We start from the raw sequence: 21374 nt of genomic DNA on the forward strand, positions 1-21374 counted from the left end.
ATGGCATAATTTTTTGCCAATCTACCATGTATGAGAACCGCAGTTGTATTTTAAAGCTCCTTGCGGTGTTTTATTATAAAAGGAATTTTGCTATGGCAAAGATTGTTGAAACGGGGACAGGTGCATTGGCACTGACTTTTGATGATGTACTTTTACAGCCCGGTCATTCTCTTGTTATGCCTAGTCAAGTGGATCTCAGTACGCGCATTGCAGCGGATATTAAGCTCAATTTGCCATTGCTTTCTGCTGCAATGGATACGGTAACAGAATCGCGTTTGGCAATTGCTATGGCTCAAGCTGGAGGTCTTGGGGTTATTCATCGTAATATGTCTCCTGCAGAACAGGCAGAAGAAGTCCGCCAAGTAAAAAAGTTTGAATCTGGTATGGTTGTTAATCCAGTCACAATTGGACCAGATGCAACACTTGAAGAAGCGAAATCTTTGATGCGCTCTCATGGCATTTCAGGTATTCCGGTTGTTGAAAATAGTGTTAAAGGTGAGACAGCGGGACGACTTGTTGGCATTTTGACCAATAGAGATGTCCGTTTCGCATCAGATCCAAAACAAAAAATTTATGAATTAATGACGCATGAAAATTTGATCACAGTGCGTGAAAATGTCCAACTTAATGAAGCAAAATATCTTTTACATCATCATCGTATTGAAAAATTATTAGTTGTGGATGAACAAAATCGTTGTGTCGGACTGATAACAGTTAAGGATATTGAAAAAGCAAAATTAAATCCAAATGCTGCTAAAGATTCTCAAGGGCGCTTGCGTGCTGCAGCGGCCAGTAGTGTTGGGAATGGAGGGATTGAGCGTGCTGAACGCCTCATAGACGCGGGTGTTGATGTGTTGGTCATTGATACAGCGCATGGACATTCTCAACATGTGCTAGAAACTGTTGAACGAATTAAAAAGATGGCTTCCTCTCCAGCTGTTATTGCTGGGAACGTAGCAACCGCTCAAGCAACGCAGGCATTGATTGACAGTGGTGCAGATGCGGTAAAAGTTGGTATTGGTCCTGGCTCTATTTGCACAACGCGTATAGTTGCTGGTGTCGGTGTTCCTCAACTTGCAGCCATTATGAATGCCGCAGAAGTTGCTGAAAAAGCGGGCATTCCCATTATTGCAGATGGTGGAATCAAAGCATCAGGTGATTTTGCTAAAGCTTTAGCTGGTGGGGCTTGTGCAGCGATGATTGGATCTCTTTTAGCAGGTACAGAAGAAAGTCCTGGTGAAGTTTATCTTTATCAAGGTCGATCTTTTAAAGCCTATCGTGGTATGGGATCTGTTGGTGCTATGGCACGAGGATCGGCAGATCGCTATTTTCAAGATGATGTTCGTGATGAACTTAAGTTGGTTCCTGAAGGTGTGGAGGGGCAGGTGGCTTATAAAGGGCCTATAGCATCAGTTCTACATCAGCTTGCTGGTGGACTTCGTGCTTCAATGGGGTATGTTGGAGCAAAAGATCTCGTAGAGTTTCGTGAAAAAGCAATGTTTGTACGTATTACGAATGCGGGACTCCATGAAAGTCATACGCATGATGTTTCTATCACACGGGAGAGTCCAAACTATCGTGGGCCAGTTTAAAGATATTTAAAGATATAAGAGCATAATGTCATATCGCATAAATATAAAATCTTCCGAGAACAAGAAAGAGAGACTGCGCTTTTTTCTGTTTGTGATTTGGTGTAATAATCCCAAAAAGGAAAGAATTAGAGGTCAAAACTCTAATTCTTTCTGTTAAGACTATATGAAATAAGTTATATAAAATTAGAATTAACTTTTTGTAGTCTTCCGTCCTGTCTTTGACGCACGTTGGCGAGTGTTTGTCTGATCACTTTGGACGGATTTCTTTCCGTTGTTTGAGGGCATTGTGTTATGACGGCTTTTAGATGAAGTTGTTTTTCCATTATTATAAGTCATTATTTTCTCCTTTTAAATTGTCTGGCAGTTGCCAGTAGAGTAAAAACGGTCATGCCAAATAGTGGTTCCAAGCATTTTCTAAAAAGTTAATTTTTTGGTGAACGTAAGATGGACGTGTTTAATTTTATGAGAAGATTTTTTCTATTTTTTCAGATGGATAGCCCTAAAAAGATGGGAGATATTTGATTTTTTCTGTTATTCAGATAATCCTCGTAAATTTTATTTTACGCAATAATTAAGGAGTTTGTTTTTTCGTAATGCATGGCGGAAATAAGTTCTTTATGGATGGCTGCGTATCTTTTAGTATAAGAGGTAGAGGGATAAAAAGTGAATGGGCAGAAGATGAAAGGAAAAATCTAGATACTCTAATATTGGATCTTATAAAAAGTATGATCAGATCATTTTAATGGTTTTGAGAAGGTTTTATTGGCAAGAAGAAGATAATATTATTTTTTTAGATGATTTAAGATTTTATTATTTTAATGGGAGAAATGAATGCGATTAGGTGGGCGTTTGCAAGCAGCAATAGATGTTCTCAAAGAGATAGAAATGAAGCATCGCCCAGTAGGAGAAGCTTTAAAGGATTGGGGGCTTTCTCATCGCTTTGCTGGAGCAGGTGATCGCGCAGCTATTGGCACAATCGTTTATGATGTTTTAAGACGACGCTATTCTTTACAATGGCGTATGGAGAGTGATGATATCCGAGATATCGTTTTTGGTGCCTTATTAGATTCTGGAAAAATGACGCTGGAGCAAATTGACGGTGAGTTAGCAGAAGATCGGTTTGCGCCGCAGTTATTAGGAGCTAAACAGCGTAAATCGTGGCAAGGTCAGCAATTAGTGGATGCTCCAGACTATATTCGTGGTGATATTCCGCAATGGTGTCAAGCGCATCTGCGTCCTTTATTTGGTGATAATTGGATCACTGAAGCGGCTGCGTTAGCAACGCGTCCTTCTTTAGACCTACGGGTAAATAACTTAAAGGCAACACCAGAAAAGGTGTTGAAAGAATTAGCAAAAACCAAACTTAAATCTTTGCCATGGTTTGAGCAAGCTTTGAGAATTGCACCGATTGAAAAGTTTAACCGTCATCCTAATGTTCAAGTGGAACCAGCTTTTCAAAAAGGACACTTTGAAATACAGGATTTAGGATCTCAAATTGTTGCTCACCTTGTGGAAGCGCGAGAAAGCATGCAGGTATTAGATTATTGCGCAGGTGCTGGGGGTAAAACATTAGCTTTAGCTTCCGATATGAACAATCGTGGGCAAATTTATGCTTATGATTCAGACAAAGCTCGTTTGGCTCCTATTTTTGATCGTCTTCGACGCGCTGGTGTTCGTAATGTACAAATACGAGTGCAAAGAGAAGAATTAAAACCATTAACAGGTCAGATGGATAGAGTTCTACTAGATGCACCATGTAGTGGGACAGGAACATGGCGTCGTCGTCCAGATGCGAAATGGCGTTTAACATTAGAACAGGTGAAACAACGCCAAACAGAACAGAGATCTATTTTGAATGAAGCGATAGCTTATCTTAAGCCAAATGGGCGCCTAGTCTATATTACCTGTTCTCTCTTTACAGATGAAAATGAGGAACAAATTTCCCGTTTCCTTCAACAACATTCTCATTTTGCTCCAATAGATATGCCAGCGCTTTGGCAGAAACATTTTAGTTTTTCTCCTGTGCAACCAGTTTTTTCAAATTATGGACTTACTTTGTCGACGGCCACAACACAAACAGATGGGTTCTTTTTATCTGTGTTGCAAAAAAAACATTGATCCATATTTTTGCATTTTTTATCATAAATTTTACGAGAATAATCTTTTTCTTAAGAAAATAGGCTTGTGAAAAAAGAAAGATTGAATCATAACTCGCATGAGTTTTCTTTTACAATTGTTGATTGGTTTTCTATGAGCATATCACATCCAGACACGGTTCTTATTATTGACTTTGGTTCACAAGTTACACAACTTATTGCACGACGGGTACGAGCAATGGGGGTATATTGTGAAATTGCTCCTTTTCAATTGGCTTTAGAAGCTGTGCGCCGCATAAATCCTAAAGCTATTATTTTATCAGGGAGTCCTTATTCCGTTATTGATGAGGGCTCTCCGCGTGCTCCAATGGAAATTTTTGAGGCGGGTATTCCGATTCTGGGTATTTGCTATGGTGAACAAGTCATGTGTGTTCAGCTTGGAGGAAAGGTTGAAGCTGGACATGAGCGTGAATTTGGGCGTGCTTTTTTGGAAGTGCAAGAAGAGAGTGCTCTTTTTGATGGAGTGTGGGAAAAATGTTCTCGTTATCAAGTATGGATGAGCCATGGTGACCGTGTGGCAGCTTTACCAGAAGGTTTTCGTGTCATAGGGACCTCAAACGGAGCTCCCTATGCGGCTATTGCTGATGAAAAAAGACATTTTTATGCAGTACAGTTTCATCCTGAAGTTATCCATACACCAGATGGTACAAAACTTTTGCAAAACTTTATTCATAAAATCTCTGCTATTAAAGGTGGTTGGTCAATGGCTTCTTATCGTGAGCAGGCAATTGCTACGATACGACAAAAAGTTGGGAAAAGTCGTGTGATTTGTGGTCTTTCAGGGGGGGTGGATTCATCTGTTGTAGCGGTACTCCTTCATGAAGCCATAGGAGATCAACTGACATGCATTTTGGTAGACCATGGGCTGATGCGCAAGAATGAAGCTGAAGAAGTTCTCACGCTCTTTCGTGATCATTATAATATAGAGCTTATTCACGTTAATGCTGCCGATATATTTCTTAATGCTTTAGAGGGTGAGACAGATCCAGAAAAAAAGCGCAAAACGATTGGTCGCCTTTTTATTGAAGTTTTTGAAGAAGAAACTAAAAAAATAGGAGGTGCAGAGTTCTTAGCACAAGGAACACTTTATCCAGATGTTATTGAGAGTGTGTCTGTTATTGGTAAAACGGTAACCATTAAAAGCCATCATAATGTGGGTGGGCTGCCAGAACAGATGAATATGCAACTTGTAGAACCGTTGCGTGAGCTCTTTAAGGATGAGGTTCGCTTGCTAGGGCGAGAGTTAGGATTACCAGAGCAGTTTATTGGTCGCCATCCTTTTCCAGGTCCAGGTCTTGCAATTCGCTGTCCAGGTACTGTGACCCGTGAAAAATTAGAAATTTTACGTGAAGCAGATGCTATTTATCTTGAGGAAATCCGTAAAGCCGGTCTTTATGACGAAATTTGGCAAGCTTTTGCTGTTCTTCTTCCTGTTCAAACTGTTGGCGTGATGGGGGATGGTCGCACTTATGAATTTGTTTGTGCTCTTCGTGCCGTCACATCTGTAGATGGAATGACTGCTGATTTTTATCCCTATGATATGGCGTTTTTAGGTAAGACGGCAGCACGTATTATTAACGAAGTTAGAGGGATTAATCGTGTTGTATATGATGTAACCTCAAAGCCTCCTAGTACTATTGAATGGGAATAATTAAAATGAAGGATAAGCCTTTATCTGGCAATCTGTACGCTAATATCGTTTAAAATTGAGAAGTGTGGAATTTTGCATGTCTGAGAAAAAAATTGTTGCACACCGTGGCGGAGCTCATCTTTATCCTGAAAATACTCTTTCGGCATTTAATAATGCTATAGCGTTAGGTGTTGATGAAGTTGAATGCGACGTTCATTTGCTGAAAAGCGGTGAAGTGGTTGTCTTTCACGACTTCCGTCTAGACCAATTGGTTGGAAAAAAGGGGTATATTCACGACATTGATAATGAAACACGCAAACAACTCTGCGTAAAAGGAAGCCAAGAAGCACCTCCCTTATTAGAAGAGGTGCTTGATCTTTTAGCACCAACGAATATTGCATTGCATCTTGAAATCAAGACATGTGGTGAAGTGGAGCGTGAAACAATATTATCCCAAAAAGCGCTTGCGCTAATAAAAAGCCGAAATTTATCAGAACGGGTTTCTGCAATTAGTTTTGATCCTTTGATCCTTCGTCCTTTTATTGAAGCAGGAATACCATCTGGTCCATGTGTTGATAATCTTGAAGGTGATATGTACCGTCATTTTTCTGTATGGAAGCAATTAGGTTATTCTGATCTAAGTTTAGATGGCTCCATTGTTTCACAGGACTTTATTGAATCAGCTCTTGAGGCTGGTTTTACTGTAGGGGTATGGACAATTAATGGAAAAGCTCGGTTATCACATTGGCTTGACATGCCTGTACATTATATTACGACAGATCAACCCGATCTCGCATTGCAATTGCGTGCACAAAGGTAAAAATACATCAATACAAAGGGAACTATATATCCTCATAAAGCTAGCGTAATGAAAGAAGAAAAATTATCTAATATATAACAATAATACATTGATTTATAATGATAATTAATGGTTTATTCATATGAATAAGAGATCTTAATACGTAAGATTTTCTTATTTCAAATCTTTTTACAATGAATCAATCAAAATCATTCGTTTACACATTACAAGCAGGGTTGGTGTGTGGATAAAAAATTATTGAGAAAAGAATAAAAATATTTATTTAACGTATTTCAAATGCAAGACTTGTTGAAGCATTAGGGGCTCATATGATGGCATACAAAAAGTCTTATATAATTTAGTGGAGAGGCTTTATGGCTTATTTTATAGGAGCTATCATGAAATGTAGATGTATTGAAAGATTTTTTAACAGCATGGAAATTGGTAATACAATGTCATTTTGTTTTGCGTGAGGAGCGTGATCTCACTACAGGAAAGGAACTATTAAGCGTTTCAAAATGATTTTCGTAGTTTTAAGAAAAATTCTATTTGTCTCTTCGTTAAATTCAGTAGCAACATCGTGTTAAAGTTATAAGCCGAAAGTTATAAGACAAATAGCAAAAGAATAAATAATTCTTTTTAAAAAAAGTAAATCCAGATATTAGAATAGTCATTGAATGACATTTACGATCTATATCTTTTTACCAATTGACTTTGCTTATTTAAGCCATCTCACTTTTTTCAGATAGTTACAAACGCGTATCTCGTTAATACATAAGAAAGCTTATAAAAGAAAACGAATAAATTTAAACAAATTCATTTGACCTTTTGGTGGTTCCTGTTTAAATGAGAGAATATATTTCTGAAATAAAACTGTCATAGCATGTTCATGTGTAATACTATAAATTTAGGGGTAGTTTGTATTCCATCACTTCAGAAAGGGTGAGCCATGAGTCGTTTTTATCTTTCCATAGCGGCCACGGTTGCTATCATAATGTCTACAGCGGGAATAACAGCAAGTTTTGCGCAGACAAAAATCAGCTTTTGGCATTCTATGAGTGGTGAATTAGGAAAGCAAACTGAAAGTCTCATTAACGATTTTAATGCAAGTCAATCAGAGTATAAAGTTGTTCCTTCATTTCGCGGCGAATATGAAGAGGGGTTGATTTCACTCATTGCAGCATTTCGTGGAAAGAAACAACCAGTGCTTGCCCAGATTTATGACGTTGGTACTGGAACTATGATGGCTGCAAAAGGCGCAATCTATCCATTTTATCAACTTATGGCTGATACAAAACAAGAATTTGATCCTACAGATTATTTCCCTGCTATTAGTGGTTATTACTCCGATGAACAGGGACGTATCATCTCTATGCCATTTAATATTTCAACTCCCATTCTTTATTATAACAAAGATATCTTTAAAAAAGCAGGGCTTGATCCGGAACAGCCTCCTAAAACGTGGCAAGATATAGAAGACTTTTCCAAAAAAATTCTTGAGACTAAAGCGGCAACTTGCGGTTTTACGATGGCTTATGCTGCTCAATGGATTGGTATAGAAAATTTTTCAGCGTTGCATAATGTTCCTTTTGGAACGAAGGAAAATGGCTTTAAAGGACTTGATTCAGAACTTACATTTAATGGACCTTTACAAGTGCGTATGTGGACTGACCTGAAAAAGTGGTCTGATCAAGGTATTTTCCGTTATGGTGGTCCAGCAGGTGCATTAGATTCAACACCAATGTTTATGGCACAAAATTGTGCAATTTTTATGCAATCTTCAGGATCACGTGCTGGAATTGTTTCGGAAGCTCAGTTTGATGTGGGAGTTGGTATGCTACCGTATTATAAGGATGCAGAAGGAACACCACAAAATTCAGTTATTGGGGGAGCTTCTATTTGGGCGTTTAAGGGACATACCCCAAAGGAATATGCAGGGGCAGCCGCTTTTCTTAAATTTCTTTCAAAAACAGAAAACCAAGCAAAATGGCATCAGGAAACAGGTTATCTTCCAACCACAAAAGCGACTTATGAATTGAGCAAAAAACAACATTTCTATGAAAAAACGCCAGGTGCGGATATAGCTATCAAACAGATTAATCTTAATCCACCAACAGTTAACTCGAAAGGGATAAGATTTGGTAATTTACCACAAATCCGTGCCATTCTTGATCAAGAGTTGGAAGCTGTTCTTAGTGGTTCAAAAACACCGAAAGATGGTTTAGATGAGACCGTTGAACGTGGAAATAAACTCTTGCGTGAATTTGAAAAATCTAATCATTAATCTCGTTTTATTGTTAAACATTAAAGACTCAACAAAAACAGTTGAGTTCTTTTTGTTTATCTTTTTAAAGTCTCTACATTTAAAGAGCCCTACGAATGCAAGAAAAACATGCATATTTTAAAAATAGTCTACTTTCTTACGGACTGCTTTTCCCTCAGCTTCTTGTGACTTTTTTGTTTTTCTTTTGGCCTGCTGCTCAAGCAATAAAATCATCTTTTGAGCGTGAAGACCCTTTTGGCTTTACAACAACCTTTATTGGTTTTGAAAATTATCTAACCGTTCTTTCTGATCCTACTTATCTGCAATCACTTCTTACAACCGCAGTATTTTCCATCTCAGTTACTGTCGCTTCAATGACAATATCACTTCTCTTAGCTGTCTGTGTTGATCGTGTCATCCGTGCAAAAAAGGCTTATACAATGCTTTTGCTCTGGCCCTATGCTGTTGCTCCAGTATTGGCAGGTATATTATGGCTGTTTATCTTTCATCCCACCATCGGAATTATCCCTTTTCTTCTCGAGAAAATAGGGGTGCTATGGAATTATCGTATTAATGGCACTCAAGCAATGATTCTTATTGTCATAGCGGCTAGTTGGAAACAAATTTCTTACAATTTTCTCTTTTTTCTTACAGGTCTTCAGTCTGTTCCGCGTTCTCAAATAGAAGCAGCCGCCATTGATGGTGCTGGTCCCTTTAAACGATTTTGGACTGTAGTCTTCCCGCAAATTTCACCAACGACGTTTTTCCTTCTTATTGTCAATGTCAATTATGTTATGTTTGATACCTTTGGTATTATTGATAATACAACTTCTGGAGGTCCTGCGCGTGCAACGAGCATCCTCGTCTATAAAGTATATGACGATGGCTTTAGAAATCAAATAATCGGTGCATCAGCAGCACAGTCAACAATATTGATGTTGATGGTTATTGTCTTAACCTTTATTCAGTTTCGCTGGATTGAGCGTCGTGTACAATATTAGGAAGTAAATTATGGTTGAAAATCGCCCTATTTTGAAATTTCTAACCCATATTACTCTCATTATTGGCATTATCATTATTTGCTTTCCAGTTTACGTTGCTATCATTGCATCAACCCATAGTTCAGCAGCATTCAACTCGGGAACACTTCCTCTTTTACCTGGGAAATATGCTTTGGAAAATTATAAAACAATCTTTGGTGATGGCCTTGCACAACTCGGTCTTCCCAACCTCTGGCCACTCTTAATGAATTCACTCATTATGGCTCTAGGGATTAGTATTGGAAAAATTATTATTTCACTTTTATCTGCTTATGCAATTGTTTATATGCGTTTTCCTTTCCGAAAAACTGCTTTTGTTCTTATTTTTGTTACATTGATGCTCCCTGTCGAAGTTCGTATTCTTCCAACCTATGAGGTTGTTGCGAAATTGGGGATGATCGACACCTATAGTGGAATGATTATTCCACTTATTGCATCTGCAACCGCTACATTTTTATTTCGCCAGTTTTTTTTGACTATTCCAGATGAACTCTTAGAGGCGGCACGTGTTGATGGTGCAGGTCCAGTTAAATTTTTTAAGGATATTCTTCTTCCTCTTAGTAAAAGCAATATCGCTGCTTTATTTATCATTATGTTTATTTATGGATGGATACAATATCTTTGGCCTCTTATCATCACAACGGATCAAAATCATCAAACGATCCTTATTATTTTAAAACAGCTTATTGTCGAATCACTTCAACATGATCCTCAATGGAATATACTCATGGCAGTATCGGTTGTTGCCATGGTTCCCCCTGTTCTTGTTGTTATCTTCATGCAACGGCTTTTTATCAAAGGCCTTATTGAAACGGAGAAGTAATTATGGCCATAATCCAGTTATCAAATATAAAAAAACGGTATGACAACGGCATTCTGGTCATTGATGATTTAAACTTAACTGTTGCTGATAAAGAACTTCTTGTTCTTGTCGGTCCTTCAGGGTGCGGAAAATCAACCTTATTGCGTATTATAGCAGGACTTGAACAAGTTACCTCAGGTGAATTATGTATTGATAACGAACGTATCAATGATTGTGAACCAGCTGATCGTGATATTGCTATGGTTTTTCAAAATTATGCTCTTTATCCCCATATGACAGTTCGTGGAAACTTAGAATATGGTCTTAAAAATCGTAAAACTCCTAAAGAAGAAATTAAAAAACGCATCGCACATGCTGCAAAACTTTTGGAGATAGAATCATTTCTTGATCGTAAGCCACGACAATTATCAGGAGGACAACGTCAGCGTGTTGCAATGGGGCGTGTGATTGTACGTCAACCCCGTGTTTTTCTCTTTGATGAACCTCTTTCAAATCTTGATGCAAAATTGCGGGCGCAAATGTGTATTGAAATAAAAACACTACAGCGTTCATTAGGAACGACCAGCCTCTATGTTACCCATGATCAACTAGAAGCTATGACATTAGCTGATAGAATAGTCGTTTTGAATAAAGGAGCTATCGAGCAAATTGGAACACCAATGGAAATTTACGACACTCCAGCAACAACATTTGTTGCTGATTTTATTGGTTCTCCTCCTATGAATTTTCTTGATCGCCATGTCTTAGAACAACATTTAGGGCATTCATTTTCTTATGGCGAAGAAACTGATCTTTTAGCATTCAGACCTGAAATAATCTTATTGGGCGAACATCCAGATAAAGGACCTGTCTTTCACACAAAAATTGAGCTTATCAAGCCTATCGGAACAGGTTGCCATGTTTTAACGCGTTGGAATAATATCATCTTTACGATTGAAATAAAAGAACGCTTGACACACGACTATGGGCAAAAACTAAGTTTCACTGTCGCTCATCAGAATTTTCATACTTTTAACAAAAACACTGGAAAGCGTACAAATAGTAAGTAAGCATTAATTGATGTGACACGACTTTCTTTTATGTTGCGTTTCGATTTTCTCGATTGCATTTACAAAATCAGGTTGTAACCGATGGGATTAAAAACAAAATTTTAAAAGTTTTGGTAATGATCCATTGTCCCATGGCGCTGAGAATGTCAAAACATTTATATGAAGAAAATATGCATTTTCACGGTCTGTGAGAAGAATATTATTTTCAAATCTCAAACATAATAAAATCATTTTCACTATAAAAAAATATCAATATAAAATAACCATTGATTAACCATATTTTGCTCATAAAAAACAATATATTATCATGTGTTTCTTGATGTAATAATTTATGTAACTTATAAAAAGTAAATGAGAGAAATAGAGGGAAACAATAATTCACAGATGAGAGGGGATGCGCCCCATATCGTAGCTTTGATCCCTAACATAAGAAGTCTATTTGATCCAAAAAATACGACGCTGTTCTAAATAGTCTGTACGAGAATAGGCATATTCTATTTTACTGCTGACTATATGATCTTAAATGGTTTCAGAGATCCTATAAGAGGCATTTTTTCTTCAAGTGGTTTTTATTCATACACTCATTCTACTTGTATGTTATAAATGGAGTTGGGTAGATAAAAATACTTTAAGAAAGAGACCCCAAATGCTTCTTATGAATCGTTTCAAGTGTCGAGAGTTATTGTAAAAGAAGCGTTGGAAAATAGAATGATGCCGCTGACGATCTGGGCATCATGAGGCAATAAATCCACTTACTTTATCTATCTTAGCATCTATTGAGTATAAATTTCTCTGTAAAAGTAACTTTATTTTATATCAATATTATCAATTATAGATGTTGGGTATCATTAGTAATATAATCATAGACTTACGATTTTATGAACGCTTTTTTATCTCTTTTGTAGAAAATCTTAATGTTTTGTGATGGCATCAATGATGGTATTCACATTATGTTCCATCATATCGAGATAAGTTGCTGCAGGGCCATTTTTATTTGACAATGCATCAGAATAAAGAGTCCCACCAATTTTTAAACCTGTTTCTTTTGCAATCTGTTTTATGAGCCGAGGATTAGAGATATTTTCAACGAATAGTGCAGCTGCTTTATTCGCCTTAATTTGTTTGATAAGTTTAGCAACATCGGCTGCGGTTGCTTCAGCTTCTGTTGAAGCATTTTGGGGAGCAAGGATAGTAAAACCATATTCTTTGGCAAAATAGCCAAAGGCGTTATGAGATGTGATAATGATACGTTTATCTTTAGGGATGGTAGCAATTTTTGTTTTCAGGGTATCTTGTGCTATTTTAAGTTTTTGGATGTAGGTTTCGGCATTTTTTTTGTAGCTGGTGCAGGATTGTGGATCGATTTTACAAAAAGCAGCAGCGATATTCTTCACATAGATTTTGACATTGGGAATTGTTTGCCAAGCGTGTGGATCAATAACGCTATGGTGGTGATGGGCATTATGTTCTTGATTTTTCATTTTGAGGGAGGGAATGTTAGCGCTAACTTTGACAAGAAGTGCTTTTGTACCGCTTGCTGTAATGAGGCGATCAATGAATCCTTCTAAATGAAGTCCGTTGATGAAAATAATTTGAGCATTTCTAAGAGCTTGAGCATCATGGGGGGTAGGTTCATAAGTGTGGGTATTCGCATTGGGACCTACAAAAGTGGTCATAGAGATATGGTTGTCTCCTACATTTTTTACGAGATCTGCGAGAATAGAAAAGCTCGCAACAACTTTGATTTTATTGTTTGCAGAAGCAGAAAATGGAGAAAGGGAAAGCAATAAAGCTCCAAGAAGAACAAATTTTTGAGTAAACTTAGGCACATTTTTTCCTTAAAGTGAGGAGGTATAAAAGAGGTGGGGAAACCATGTTACAATAAAGCCACGTGGACTTATCAAGCAGGAAAAAAGATAAATAAATCCTGCGGCAATGATGATAGCAGGGCCGGAGGGAAGAGAAAGATGAAAAGAAAGCAGGAGACCACATACGCTAGAAATGATTCCAAAAAGAGTGGAAAGCGCGCAAATAGGGCCTAGCCGTGAAAACCAAAAACGGGCTGTAATAGCTGGAATCATCATAATGCCAACGGAAAGTAATGTTCCTAGTGATTGAAAGCCTCCAACCAGATTCAACACCACAAGTCCAAGCAATGAAATATGAATATATTTACTCAACGGAGAGAGTGATTTAAAAAAGAGGGGGTCAAAGCTTTCTAAAACAAGTGCACGCCAAAAAATACAAAGGCTGCATAGTGTAATCAGCATTATAATAGTGATTAACCAAAGGGCTTGTGCATCAAGTGCAAGAACCGATCCGAATAAGAGATGAAGCAGCTCAATTGTTGAGTCTTTTAGTGAGATAATAATGACACCTGCCGCGAGTGCAATAAGATAAAAGACGGTCATGGATGCATCTTCTTTCTGAAAGCTATTTCGTGAAATTAAAATGGTTGCTAAAGCAACAATAATACCAGCGAAGATGCCACCAAGTGTCATAGATATGAGGGAAAAGCCACAAATCAGAAAAGCAGTTGCAACACCAGGAAGAATGGCATGAGAGATAGCATCTCCTATCAAGCTCATTCCACGGAGCATCAAAAATACACCAACAGGACAAGCGCTAATAGACAGGAAAATAGAACCGATAAGGGCGTTTTGCATAAATTGGAAATCAACAAAGGGGGCAAGAAAAAATGCATACACGTCTTATAACCTAAGAAAGAGAGGATCATTGATGGGAAGATTTTGTTTTTGTGCGCTAATAGGAAAAGAATTGGATGTGAGAGGTGGCATAACGTGATGAATAGTGTTGTTAAAAAACTGTGTTGTTTTTCCATAAAAGGCGTTTTGTTGATTAATTTGAATCATTTGGGGGAAAAATTCTTGCACGATGAGAGGGTTATGGAGTGCTGCGAGAACTGTGCGTCCTTGCTGTTGCCAGTATGTGATCAGTGTAAGAAGGTCTTTTTGGGTATTATGATCTACACCATTGAAAGGTTCATCAAGCAAAATAATATTGGCATCTTGCACAATGATACGTGCAAAAAGAGCGCGTTGTAATTGCCCGCCTGATAATGTTTCAAGCGAACGGGGTGCTAGTTCTGTAAGCCCAACCGTTTCAAGCGCATTTTGAATCTTAGAATCATAAAGGCGCTGGCTTTTCCATAATCCACAAAAAGACCACAGTCCTGTTTTTACAAGCGTTTTCACATCAATTGGAAATGTTTGATCTACATCACATTGCTGAGAAAGATAAGCAATACGGCTTTTTTTTGGTTTTGTAATTTTTCCCTTAAGAGGTTTAATCAATCCGGCGATGGCTTTTAGCAGTGTCGATTTTCCAGCGCCATTATCGCCTGTTATTGCGACCAATGAACCAGCTTTTAACTTTGCTGAAAAGTTCTTTATTGCTATTCTATTTCCATAGCCTAATGTTGTCTTATTGAAGTGCAGATCCATATTTTTTACCATCGTTGCTTATTATTTTGAAAACTATGTAATAATATAACGTTTGTCAATAAAATGTTATATTATTACATAGTTTTGAGGACTGAAAATTTTAGTGTGAAGATCGTGGAAAATTAAAAATAATAATTGAATTCACCTTGACGAAAGAGAGAGAGTATATACTATATATAGTATCAAAATGATTGGTGATTCTAAATAAGCACAAGAGAGGGTGTTAGTGTGTTTCGTTTGGTATCTAAGTTATTTCCATTATTGTAAAGAGTTTATTGACCAAGGGCATAGCAGTGTTTTTGCTGAAGGATCTCTTTTGGAAGGATTCCTTTCGTTTTTGTAATTGATTTTTGCCGTAAAAGAGTAAAACAGAGCTCTTGAAAAACGGTAGTTTAGAACGTTAGTTTTTAGACAGCAGGAGGGAATTGTAATGCAAGCAAAAGATTGTTTTATAACTGGGGGGCTTTGCCATTTAAGTTATAGAATAATCGCTTATTCTCATCATAGTCTTTGAAGTTATTTGATGAGGAATTCTGTTATGTTCAAGAAGCTGTGTACTATTTGAAAGTAACCACATGTTTTGCGTACAATTTCTGTTTTTTGTTATTCTTGAGTACTTATAAAATTATTAGATTGACCTTTTAGGGTTGATTGTTTGGAATTGTGAAAGTTGAAGAAAATGTCGATCACTATTTATAGCAAACCATCTTGTGTCCAATGTGATGCTACACGCCGCGCTTTTGATGCAAAAGGCATTCATTATCGTGTTGTTGATATTTCTTGTGATGAACAAGCATACAATTTTGTTCAATCTCTGGGGTATCGTCAGGTTCCTGTCGTTGTTTGTGGTGAAAATCATTGGTCTGGTTTTAGACCAGATATGATTAGTGGTCTTTGTGCTTAATGGGGCTTATTGTTTATTATTCGAGTGCAACGGGTAATACAGAACATTTTGTCTCGCAACTTGGTCAACGACTCTTCAAAATTGATAAAAGAAAGCCTTCTGCATTGGTTGGTGAACCTTATGTACTGGTTGTTCCTACATATGCAGATGGTGAAGGAAGAGGAGCAGTGCCGAAAGCCGTTATCCATTTTCTTAATGAAGCTGAGAACCGAAAATTAATTCGTGGTGTCATTGGTGGTGGGAATCGTAATTTTGGTTGTTATTATAATTTAGCAAGTAAAATCATTGCTGAAAAATGTTGTGTACCTTGCCTTTATCGTTTTGAGCTGCGTGGAACTGATGAAGACGTTATTTATGTAAAAAAGGGATTGGAAAGATTTTGGAAACAATTGGTATAGGGCAATCGCAGAAATCGGATCAGATTACTGATTATCATGCGCTGAATGCAATGCTTAATCTTTATGATGAAAATGGTCATATTCAATTTGATATGGATAGGCTTGCCGCACGGCAATATTTTCTTCAGCATGTTAATCAAAATACAGTTTTTTTTCATAACCTGAAGGAAAAAATAGACTACTTAATAGAAGAAGGTTATTATGAAAAAGCTTTATTTGGGCTTTATGATTTTTCTTTTATTAAAAAGCTTTTTAAACGTGCTTATGCATTTAAGTTTCGTTTTCCTACCTTTTTAGGCGCATTTAAGTACTATACCAGCTATACATTAAAGACTTTTGATGGGAAACGTTATCTTGAACGTTATGAAGATCGTGTTTGTCTTGTAGCTTTATATTTGGCACAAGGGAATAAAGCTCTTGCTGAAAGTTTTGTGGATGAAATTATTACAGGACGTTTTCAGCCGGCAACACCGACATTTTTAAATGCTGGGAAAAAACAACGTGGTGAATTGGTTTCGTGTTTTTTGCTACGTGTTGAAGATAATATGGAATCGATAGGTCGTTCGGTTAATTCGGCTTTGCAGCTTTCAAAACGTGGTGGAGGTGTGGCGCTTTGTTTAACGAATTTGCGGGAAGCTGGGGCACCAATTAAGCAAATAGAAAATCAGTCCTCAGGAGTCTTACCGGTGATGAAACTCTTGGAAGATTCTTTTTCTTACGCCAATCAGCTTGGGGCAAGACAGGGGGCTGGAGCTGTTTATTTGCATGCTCACCATTTAGATATTATGAAGTTTTTGGATACAAAGCGTGAAAATGCTGATGAAAAAGTTAGAATCAAAACGCTTTCGCTTGGTGTCGTTATTCCTGATATTACTTTTGAGCTTGCACGGAATAATGAGGATATGTATCTCTTCTCATCTTATGATATCGAGCGTGTGACAGGTAAGCCCTTTAGCGATATTTCTTTAACGGAGCATTATCGTTCTTTTGTTGATAATGCAAAGATTCGTAAAAAGAAAATAAGTGCACGCGTTTTTTTCCAGACATTAGCGGAAATTCAATTTGAGTCGGGTTATCCCTATATTTTATTTGAGGATACTGCTAATCGATCGAACCCAATAGCTGGGCGCATAAGTATGAGCAATTTATGTTCAGAAATTTTGCAGGTGAGTGAGGCAAGTGAACTGGAGACAGATTTAACTTATCGCACGATTGGAAGTGATATATCCTGTAATCTTGGATCCATGAATATTGCCAAAGCAATGGAAAGTCCTGATTTCGGACAGACCGTGGAATCTGCTGTTCGTGCCCTTACTGCGGTTTCGGATATGAGCAATATTGCCTGTGTGCCTTCCATTGCGAAAGGCAATGCTGAAAGTCATGCGATTGGTTTGGGACAAATGAATTTGCACGGGTTTCTAGCGCGTGAACAGATCTATTATGGATCTCCAGAAGCGATAGATTTTACCAATATCTATTTTTATATTGTGACATATCACGCCATACGGGCTTCCAATTTGATTGCACGTGAACGTCAAGAAATGTTTGCAGGGTTTGAAAAATCAGCTTATGCAGATGGACGTTTTTTCGAAAAATATATTGAAAAAGAATGGAAACCGCAATTTGCGCTTGTGCAAGAGCTTTTTGCACGGAACAATATTGTTATCCCAGATCAAAAGGATTGGCAGGAACTCAAAAAATTAGTCATTGAGTATGGGCTTTATAACCGTAATTTGCAGGCAGTTCCACCTACGGGATCTATTTCCTATATTAATCATGCCACTTCTTCTATTCATCCAATTGCTTCAAAAATTGAAATTCGCAAAGAAGGAAAAATTGGACGCGTTTATTATCCCGCTCCTTATATGGATAATACGAATTTGAATTTTTACCAAGATGCTTATGAGATTGGTCCTGAAAAAATTATAGATACCTATGCTGCAGCAACACAGCATGTTGATCAAGGTCTTTCATTGACATTATTTTTTCCTGATACCGCTACCACACGTGATATTAACCGCGCACAAATTTATGCCTGGAAAAAGGGTATAAAGAGTATTTACTATGTACGATTACGGCAAGTAGCATTAAGTGGAACAGAAGTTGATGGCTGTGTTTCGTGCAGTTTATAGGAGATCATCATATGACAAAGATTACAACCAAAAATCCTGTTGTGTGCGCTGTTAATTGGAATAGATTACATGATGAGAAAGATCTTGAAGTATGGAACCGCTTAACTGGGAACTTTTGGTTACCTGAGAAGGTTCCACTTTCCAATGATATTCCCTCATGGTCAAGCTTAACAGATGAAGAACGTAAATTAACAATTCGTGTTTTTACAGGACTAACGCTTTTAGATACAATTCAAAATACTGTTGGAGCCATTTCGCTTCTGGCTGATGCAATAACAGAGCATGAGGAGGCAGTGTTGACGAATATTGCTTTCATGGAAGCGGTTCATGCACGTTCTTATTCCTCTATTTTTTCAACCCTTTGTTCGACGGTAGAAGTTGATGATGCGTTTAGATGGTCAGAAGAAAATATTCATTTGCAGAAAAAGGCTAGATTAGTACTTGAGCGTTATGAAGCAAATGATCCACTTAAGAAAAAAATTGCTTCGACTTTGCTGGAAAGCTTTTTATTTTATTCTGGTTTTTATTTGCCCATGTATTGGGCCAGTCGCGCTAAGTTGACCAATACAGCAGATCTCATTCGATTAATCATTCGTGATGAAGCAGTCCATGGTTATTATATAGGTTATAAATTCCAATTGGGCTTTGCAAAGCTTGATGAAGCCAAAAAGAAAGAAATTAAAGATTTTGCTTTTAACCTGCTCTTTGATCTTTATAATATCGAGTGCAAATATACTGAAGATCTTTATGATGCACTTGGATTGACAGAAGATGTTAAAATTTTTCTTCATTATAATGCTAACAAGGCTTTAATGAATTTAGGTTTTGAAGCTCTTTTTCCCCCTGAGGTTTGTCGTGTTAATCCCGCTATTTTGGCAGCTTTATCACCAAACTCTGATGAAAATCATGACTTTTTTTCAGGGGCAGGTTCTTCTTATGTCATTGGCAAGGCGGTTGCTACCACGGATGATGATTGGGAATTTTAATGTTTGCATGCAAATAGAAGTGCGCGGGGTATTCCACTTAGATCTTTACGCACTTCTAAACATTGAAAACCATTTTTTTCAAATAAATTACAGACTTCATTTTCTTGAGAGTAACCAATTTCAACAGCGACATAGCCGTTTTCTTTTAAGTAGTTGGCTGCTTCATGGGCGAGTTTTCGATAAAAATCAAGTCCATCTTCCCCTCCTATCAGGGCGCGTAATGGGTCATGTAAGCGCACTTCTTTTGCAAGTTTTTCGATATCTTGTGCGGGAATATAAGGTGGATTGGAAACAATGAAATCAAAGCGATCTGCGACCGCATCAAACCAGTCGCTAAGAAGAGGTGTGAAGCGGTGTGCTACTTCAGCGTTTTTTGCATTTTTTTTCGCTGTTTTAAGGGCATCTTCAGAAATATCGACTGCCACCGCATAGGATTGGGGAATTTGTTTAAGGAGTGTAATGGTAATGGCGCCACTTCCTGTTCCCATATCAAGGAATCTTGTTCTTCTCGAATTTTCGACCTGTTTTTGGAGAAAAGGGAGAACAAGATCTATTAGCGTTTCTGTATCAGGACGAGGTTCTAACGTCTCTTGAGACAATGCAAAAGATATACCATAAAATTCTCGTGCTCCTATAATACGGTAGACAGGTTCTCCTGCAATACGCCGTTGTAGAGCCTGTTCTATTTGTATAATATGCTCAGAAGACAGATGCATATCTGGTTTAGAAATTCTTTCAGCAGCATTTATTCCTGTTATCCATTCAACGAGTATTTTCGCATCGAGATCGGCTTCAGCAATTCCTTTCGTGCGCAATTTTTCTTGCATTCGTTGGATGACATTCTTGAAAGAATATTCGCTCAATTATTATCCATTTCCATAAGCAGTGTTGTTTGATGATCTGAGATGAGTGCATGAAGAAGCTCATCAAGATCTCCCTCTAGAATGCGATCAAGCTTATACAAGGTTAGATTAATACGGTGATCCGTGACACGTCCTTGTGGAAAATTATAGGTACGAATACGTTCTGAACGATCACCAGAACCAACTTGGCTTTTACGAGAAGCTGAACGTTCACTTTCCGCTTTTTGTCGTTCGATATCGAATAAGCGTGCCCGTAAAATTTGAAGGGCTCGTGCTCGGTTTTGATGTTGTGATTTTTCTGCTTGTACGACCATAATTCCTGTTGGAATATGCGTGATACGAACAGCTGAATCCGTTGTATTAACATGCTGTCCTCCTGCTCCAGATGCACGCATTGTGTCAATACGAATATCTTCAGGGCGAATATCAATATCAATTTCTTCAGCCTCCGGAAGGACTGCAACGGTAGCAGCAGATGTATGGATACGTCCACCGGTTTCTGTTTCGGGGATGCGTTGCACACGGTGAACCCCTGATTCATATTTCAATTTAGAAAAGACACCTTTTCCTGAGATAGTAGCAATAATCTCTTTATATCCGCCAACTTCTCCCTCACTGAGTGAAATAACTTCTACTGTCCAATGGTGAGCATGGGCATAACGTTCATACATACGGAAAAGATCACCGGAAAAAAGTGCTGCTTCTGATCCACCCGTTCCTGCTCGAATTTCAACAATAGCGTTTTTTTCATCAGCAACATCTTTAGGCAAAAGCAGAATCTGGAGTTCTTTTTCAAATTGCTCTACTTTTTTATATAACAATGGTAGCTCTTCTTGGGCAAGATTACGCATCTCTACGTCTGTTTGTTTATCATTGATAATTGTTTCTAATTCTGTAATCTCTTTGTAAAGAGCATTTAATGCGCGTATAGAGGCAATAACGGGTTGTAGTTCTGCATATTCAGAAGCTAATTTGACATATGTTTCAGCATTTGGATTAGTCGTCATTTGGCTTTCAATTATTTCAAAGCGCTTTTCAAGCTGTCTCATACGATCTTGTGGCAAGGAAACCATGATAATATTGGCCTAATTTTTCATAATACAATTTTTATAATATTTTGTTGCAATGATTTTTTGTTATAATACTGACAATGAATTACCGTATAGCATCATACAAAAAGGGGTAATAGAGCAAAAAATTTTTTTTGCCAATGGAAACTATTATATCTTAAAGGTAAATTTTTATAAAACTCGATTTACCTGAGGTATTTTATCT

At 37.7% G+C, this 21374-nt stretch carries 18 protein-coding genes; 12 read left to right on the top strand and 6 right to left on the bottom strand.

Annotated features, from left to right (window positions below; translation table 11 throughout):
* Window positions 1–92 precede the first annotated feature (92 nt).
* On the top strand, window positions 93–1592 hold the full coding sequence (guaB, locus tag ACFIK8_RS03345) for an IMP dehydrogenase (protein WP_375636015.1): 1500 nt from the start codon (window positions 93–95) through the stop codon (window positions 1590–1592).
* Between the two features lie 189 nt (window positions 1593–1781).
* On the opposite strand, the gene ACFIK8_RS03350 is transcribed toward guaB, so the two are convergent.
* Window positions 1782–1928 (bottom strand): hypothetical protein, encoded by a 147-nt coding sequence (locus ACFIK8_RS03350; RefSeq protein WP_273722522.1) that lies wholly within the window; start codon window positions 1926–1928, stop codon window positions 1782–1784.
* 495 nt (window positions 1929–2423) lie between these two features.
* Between ACFIK8_RS03350 and ACFIK8_RS03355 the strand changes: the two genes are divergently transcribed.
* The 7 genes from ACFIK8_RS03355 (at window position 2424) to ACFIK8_RS03385 (ending at window position 11352) form a co-directional block, all read left to right on the top strand.
* On the top strand, window positions 2424–3710 hold the full coding sequence (locus ACFIK8_RS03355; protein WP_375636014.1) for an RsmB/NOP family class I SAM-dependent RNA methyltransferase: 1287 nt from the start codon (window positions 2424–2426) through the stop codon (window positions 3708–3710).
* A gap of 132 nt (window positions 3711–3842) precedes the next feature.
* Window positions 3843–5399: a glutamine-hydrolyzing GMP synthase gene (gene guaA / locus ACFIK8_RS03360; protein WP_375668987.1), complete on the top strand. Its 1557-nt coding sequence runs from the start codon at window positions 3843–3845 to the stop codon at window positions 5397–5399.
* A 76-nt stretch (window positions 5400–5475) separates the two neighbouring features.
* Window positions 5476–6198, top strand: coding sequence for a glycerophosphodiester phosphodiesterase (locus ACFIK8_RS03365; RefSeq protein WP_375636013.1), 723 nt, complete (start codon window positions 5476–5478; stop codon window positions 6196–6198).
* Between the two features lie 928 nt (window positions 6199–7126).
* Entirely contained in the window at window positions 7127–8461 is a 1335-nt protein-coding gene (gene ugpB, locus ACFIK8_RS03370) for a sn-glycerol-3-phosphate ABC transporter substrate-binding protein UgpB (RefSeq protein ID WP_375636012.1), read from the top strand.
* Window positions 8462–8556: 95 nt separating this feature from the next.
* Window positions 8557–9441, top strand: a complete 885-nt coding sequence (gene ugpA / locus ACFIK8_RS03375; RefSeq protein WP_012754601.1) for a sn-glycerol-3-phosphate ABC transporter permease UgpA — start codon at window positions 8557–8559, stop codon at window positions 9439–9441.
* Between the two features lie 10 nt (window positions 9442–9451).
* The gene (gene ugpE, locus ACFIK8_RS03380; RefSeq protein WP_375636011.1) at window positions 9452–10303 is read left to right on the top strand and encodes a sn-glycerol-3-phosphate ABC transporter permease UgpE; all 852 of its coding nucleotides are present in this window, start codon (window positions 9452–9454) and stop codon (window positions 10301–10303) included.
* A gap of 2 nt (window positions 10304–10305) precedes the next feature.
* Window positions 10306–11352, top strand: a complete 1047-nt coding sequence (locus tag ACFIK8_RS03385) for a sn-glycerol-3-phosphate import ATP-binding protein UgpC (protein ID WP_375668964.1) — start codon at window positions 10306–10308, stop codon at window positions 11350–11352.
* A 911-nt stretch (window positions 11353–12263) separates the two neighbouring features.
* Here the strand turns inward: ACFIK8_RS03385 and ACFIK8_RS03390 are convergent.
* Genes ACFIK8_RS03390 through ACFIK8_RS03400 form a run of 3 tightly spaced genes read right to left on the bottom strand, consistent with a single transcriptional unit; the run spans window position 12264 to window position 14816 of the window.
* Complete coding sequence (locus ACFIK8_RS03390) at window positions 12264–13181, bottom strand: metal ABC transporter solute-binding protein, Zn/Mn family (RefSeq protein ID WP_375636009.1); 918 nt, start codon at window positions 13179–13181, stop codon at window positions 12264–12266.
* A 9-nt stretch (window positions 13182–13190) separates the two neighbouring features.
* Window positions 13191–14060, bottom strand: coding sequence for a metal ABC transporter permease (locus ACFIK8_RS03395; protein WP_375636008.1), 870 nt, complete (start codon window positions 14058–14060; stop codon window positions 13191–13193).
* Between the two features lie 3 nt (window positions 14061–14063).
* Entirely contained in the window at window positions 14064–14816 is a 753-nt protein-coding gene (locus ACFIK8_RS03400) for an ABC transporter ATP-binding protein (protein ID WP_375636007.1), read from the bottom strand.
* A 679-nt stretch (window positions 14817–15495) separates the two neighbouring features.
* On the opposite strand from ACFIK8_RS03400, the gene nrdH reads away from it, so the two are divergent.
* From nrdH to nrdF, 4 genes are read left to right on the top strand one after another with little or no spacing between them, the layout of a single operon-like run.
* Window positions 15496–15720: a glutaredoxin-like protein NrdH gene (gene nrdH, locus ACFIK8_RS03405; protein WP_375644644.1), complete on the top strand. Its 225-nt coding sequence runs from the start codon at window positions 15496–15498 to the stop codon at window positions 15718–15720.
* Window positions 15720–16118, top strand: coding sequence for a class Ib ribonucleoside-diphosphate reductase assembly flavoprotein NrdI (gene nrdI, locus ACFIK8_RS03410; protein WP_375636005.1), 399 nt, complete (start codon window positions 15720–15722; stop codon window positions 16116–16118). Before nrdH ends, nrdI begins: the two co-directional genes overlap by 1 nt.
* Window positions 16100–18250 (top strand): class 1b ribonucleoside-diphosphate reductase subunit alpha, encoded by a 2151-nt coding sequence (nrdE, locus tag ACFIK8_RS03415; RefSeq protein WP_375636004.1) that lies wholly within the window; start codon window positions 16100–16102, stop codon window positions 18248–18250. The genes nrdI and nrdE overlap by 19 nt, the downstream gene beginning before the upstream one ends.
* 11 nt (window positions 18251–18261) lie before the next feature.
* Window positions 18262–19236, top strand: coding sequence for a class 1b ribonucleoside-diphosphate reductase subunit beta (gene nrdF / locus ACFIK8_RS03420; RefSeq protein ID WP_012754609.1), 975 nt, complete (start codon window positions 18262–18264; stop codon window positions 19234–19236).
* Here nrdF and prmC read toward each other — a convergent pair.
* Together prmC and prfA are read right to left on the bottom strand one after the other, a co-directional pair.
* Window positions 19233–20099 carry a peptide chain release factor N(5)-glutamine methyltransferase gene (gene prmC, locus ACFIK8_RS03425; protein WP_375668965.1) on the bottom strand — a complete coding sequence of 289 codons (867 nt, stop codon included), beginning with the start codon at window positions 20097–20099 and terminating at the stop codon, window positions 19233–19235. The genes nrdF and prmC overlap by 4 nt on opposite strands.
* Complete coding sequence (gene prfA, locus ACFIK8_RS03430) at window positions 20096–21172, bottom strand: peptide chain release factor 1 (protein WP_375644642.1); 1077 nt, start codon at window positions 21170–21172, stop codon at window positions 20096–20098. Before prfA ends, prmC begins: the two co-directional genes overlap by 4 nt.
* Between the last annotated feature and the right edge of the window lie 202 nt (window positions 21173–21374).

This window comes from Bartonella sp. MR168JLCBS (genome assembly GCF_042194175.1).

Excerpts from the sequence above, each read along its gene's own strand:
- guaA (WP_375668987.1), top strand. The coding sequence starts at position 3,843 with ATGAGCATATCACATCCAGACACGGTTCTTATTATTGACTTTGGTTCA.
- nrdF (WP_012754609.1), top strand. The coding sequence starts at position 18,262 with ATGACAAAGATTACAACCAAAAATCCTGTTGTGTGCGCTGTTAATTGG.
- ACFIK8_RS03355 (WP_375636014.1), top strand. The coding sequence starts at position 2,424 with ATGCGATTAGGTGGGCGTTTGCAAGCAGCAATAGATGTTCTCAAAGAG.
- ugpA (WP_012754601.1), top strand. The coding sequence starts at position 8,557 with ATGCAAGAAAAACATGCATATTTTAAAAATAGTCTACTTTCTTACGGA.
- prfA (WP_375644642.1), bottom strand. The coding sequence starts at position 21,172 with ATGGTTTCCTTGCCACAAGATCGTATGAGACAGCTTGAAAAGCGCTTT.
- nrdI (WP_375636005.1), top strand. The coding sequence starts at position 15,720 with ATGGGGCTTATTGTTTATTATTCGAGTGCAACGGGTAATACAGAACAT.
- ACFIK8_RS03385 (WP_375668964.1), top strand. The coding sequence starts at position 10,306 with ATGGCCATAATCCAGTTATCAAATATAAAAAAACGGTATGACAACGGC.
- guaB (WP_375636015.1), top strand. The coding sequence starts at position 93 with ATGGCAAAGATTGTTGAAACGGGGACAGGTGCATTGGCACTGACTTTT.
- ACFIK8_RS03350 (WP_273722522.1), bottom strand. The coding sequence starts at position 1,928 with ATGACTTATAATAATGGAAAAACAACTTCATCTAAAAGCCGTCATAAC.
- nrdH (WP_375644644.1), top strand. The coding sequence starts at position 15,496 with ATGTCGATCACTATTTATAGCAAACCATCTTGTGTCCAATGTGATGCT.
- ugpE (WP_375636011.1), top strand. The coding sequence starts at position 9,452 with ATGGTTGAAAATCGCCCTATTTTGAAATTTCTAACCCATATTACTCTC.
- ugpB (WP_375636012.1), top strand. The coding sequence starts at position 7,127 with ATGAGTCGTTTTTATCTTTCCATAGCGGCCACGGTTGCTATCATAATG.
- ACFIK8_RS03400 (WP_375636007.1), bottom strand. The coding sequence starts at position 14,816 with ATGGATCTGCACTTCAATAAGACAACATTAGGCTATGGAAATAGAATA.
- ACFIK8_RS03365 (WP_375636013.1), top strand. The coding sequence starts at position 5,476 with ATGTCTGAGAAAAAAATTGTTGCACACCGTGGCGGAGCTCATCTTTAT.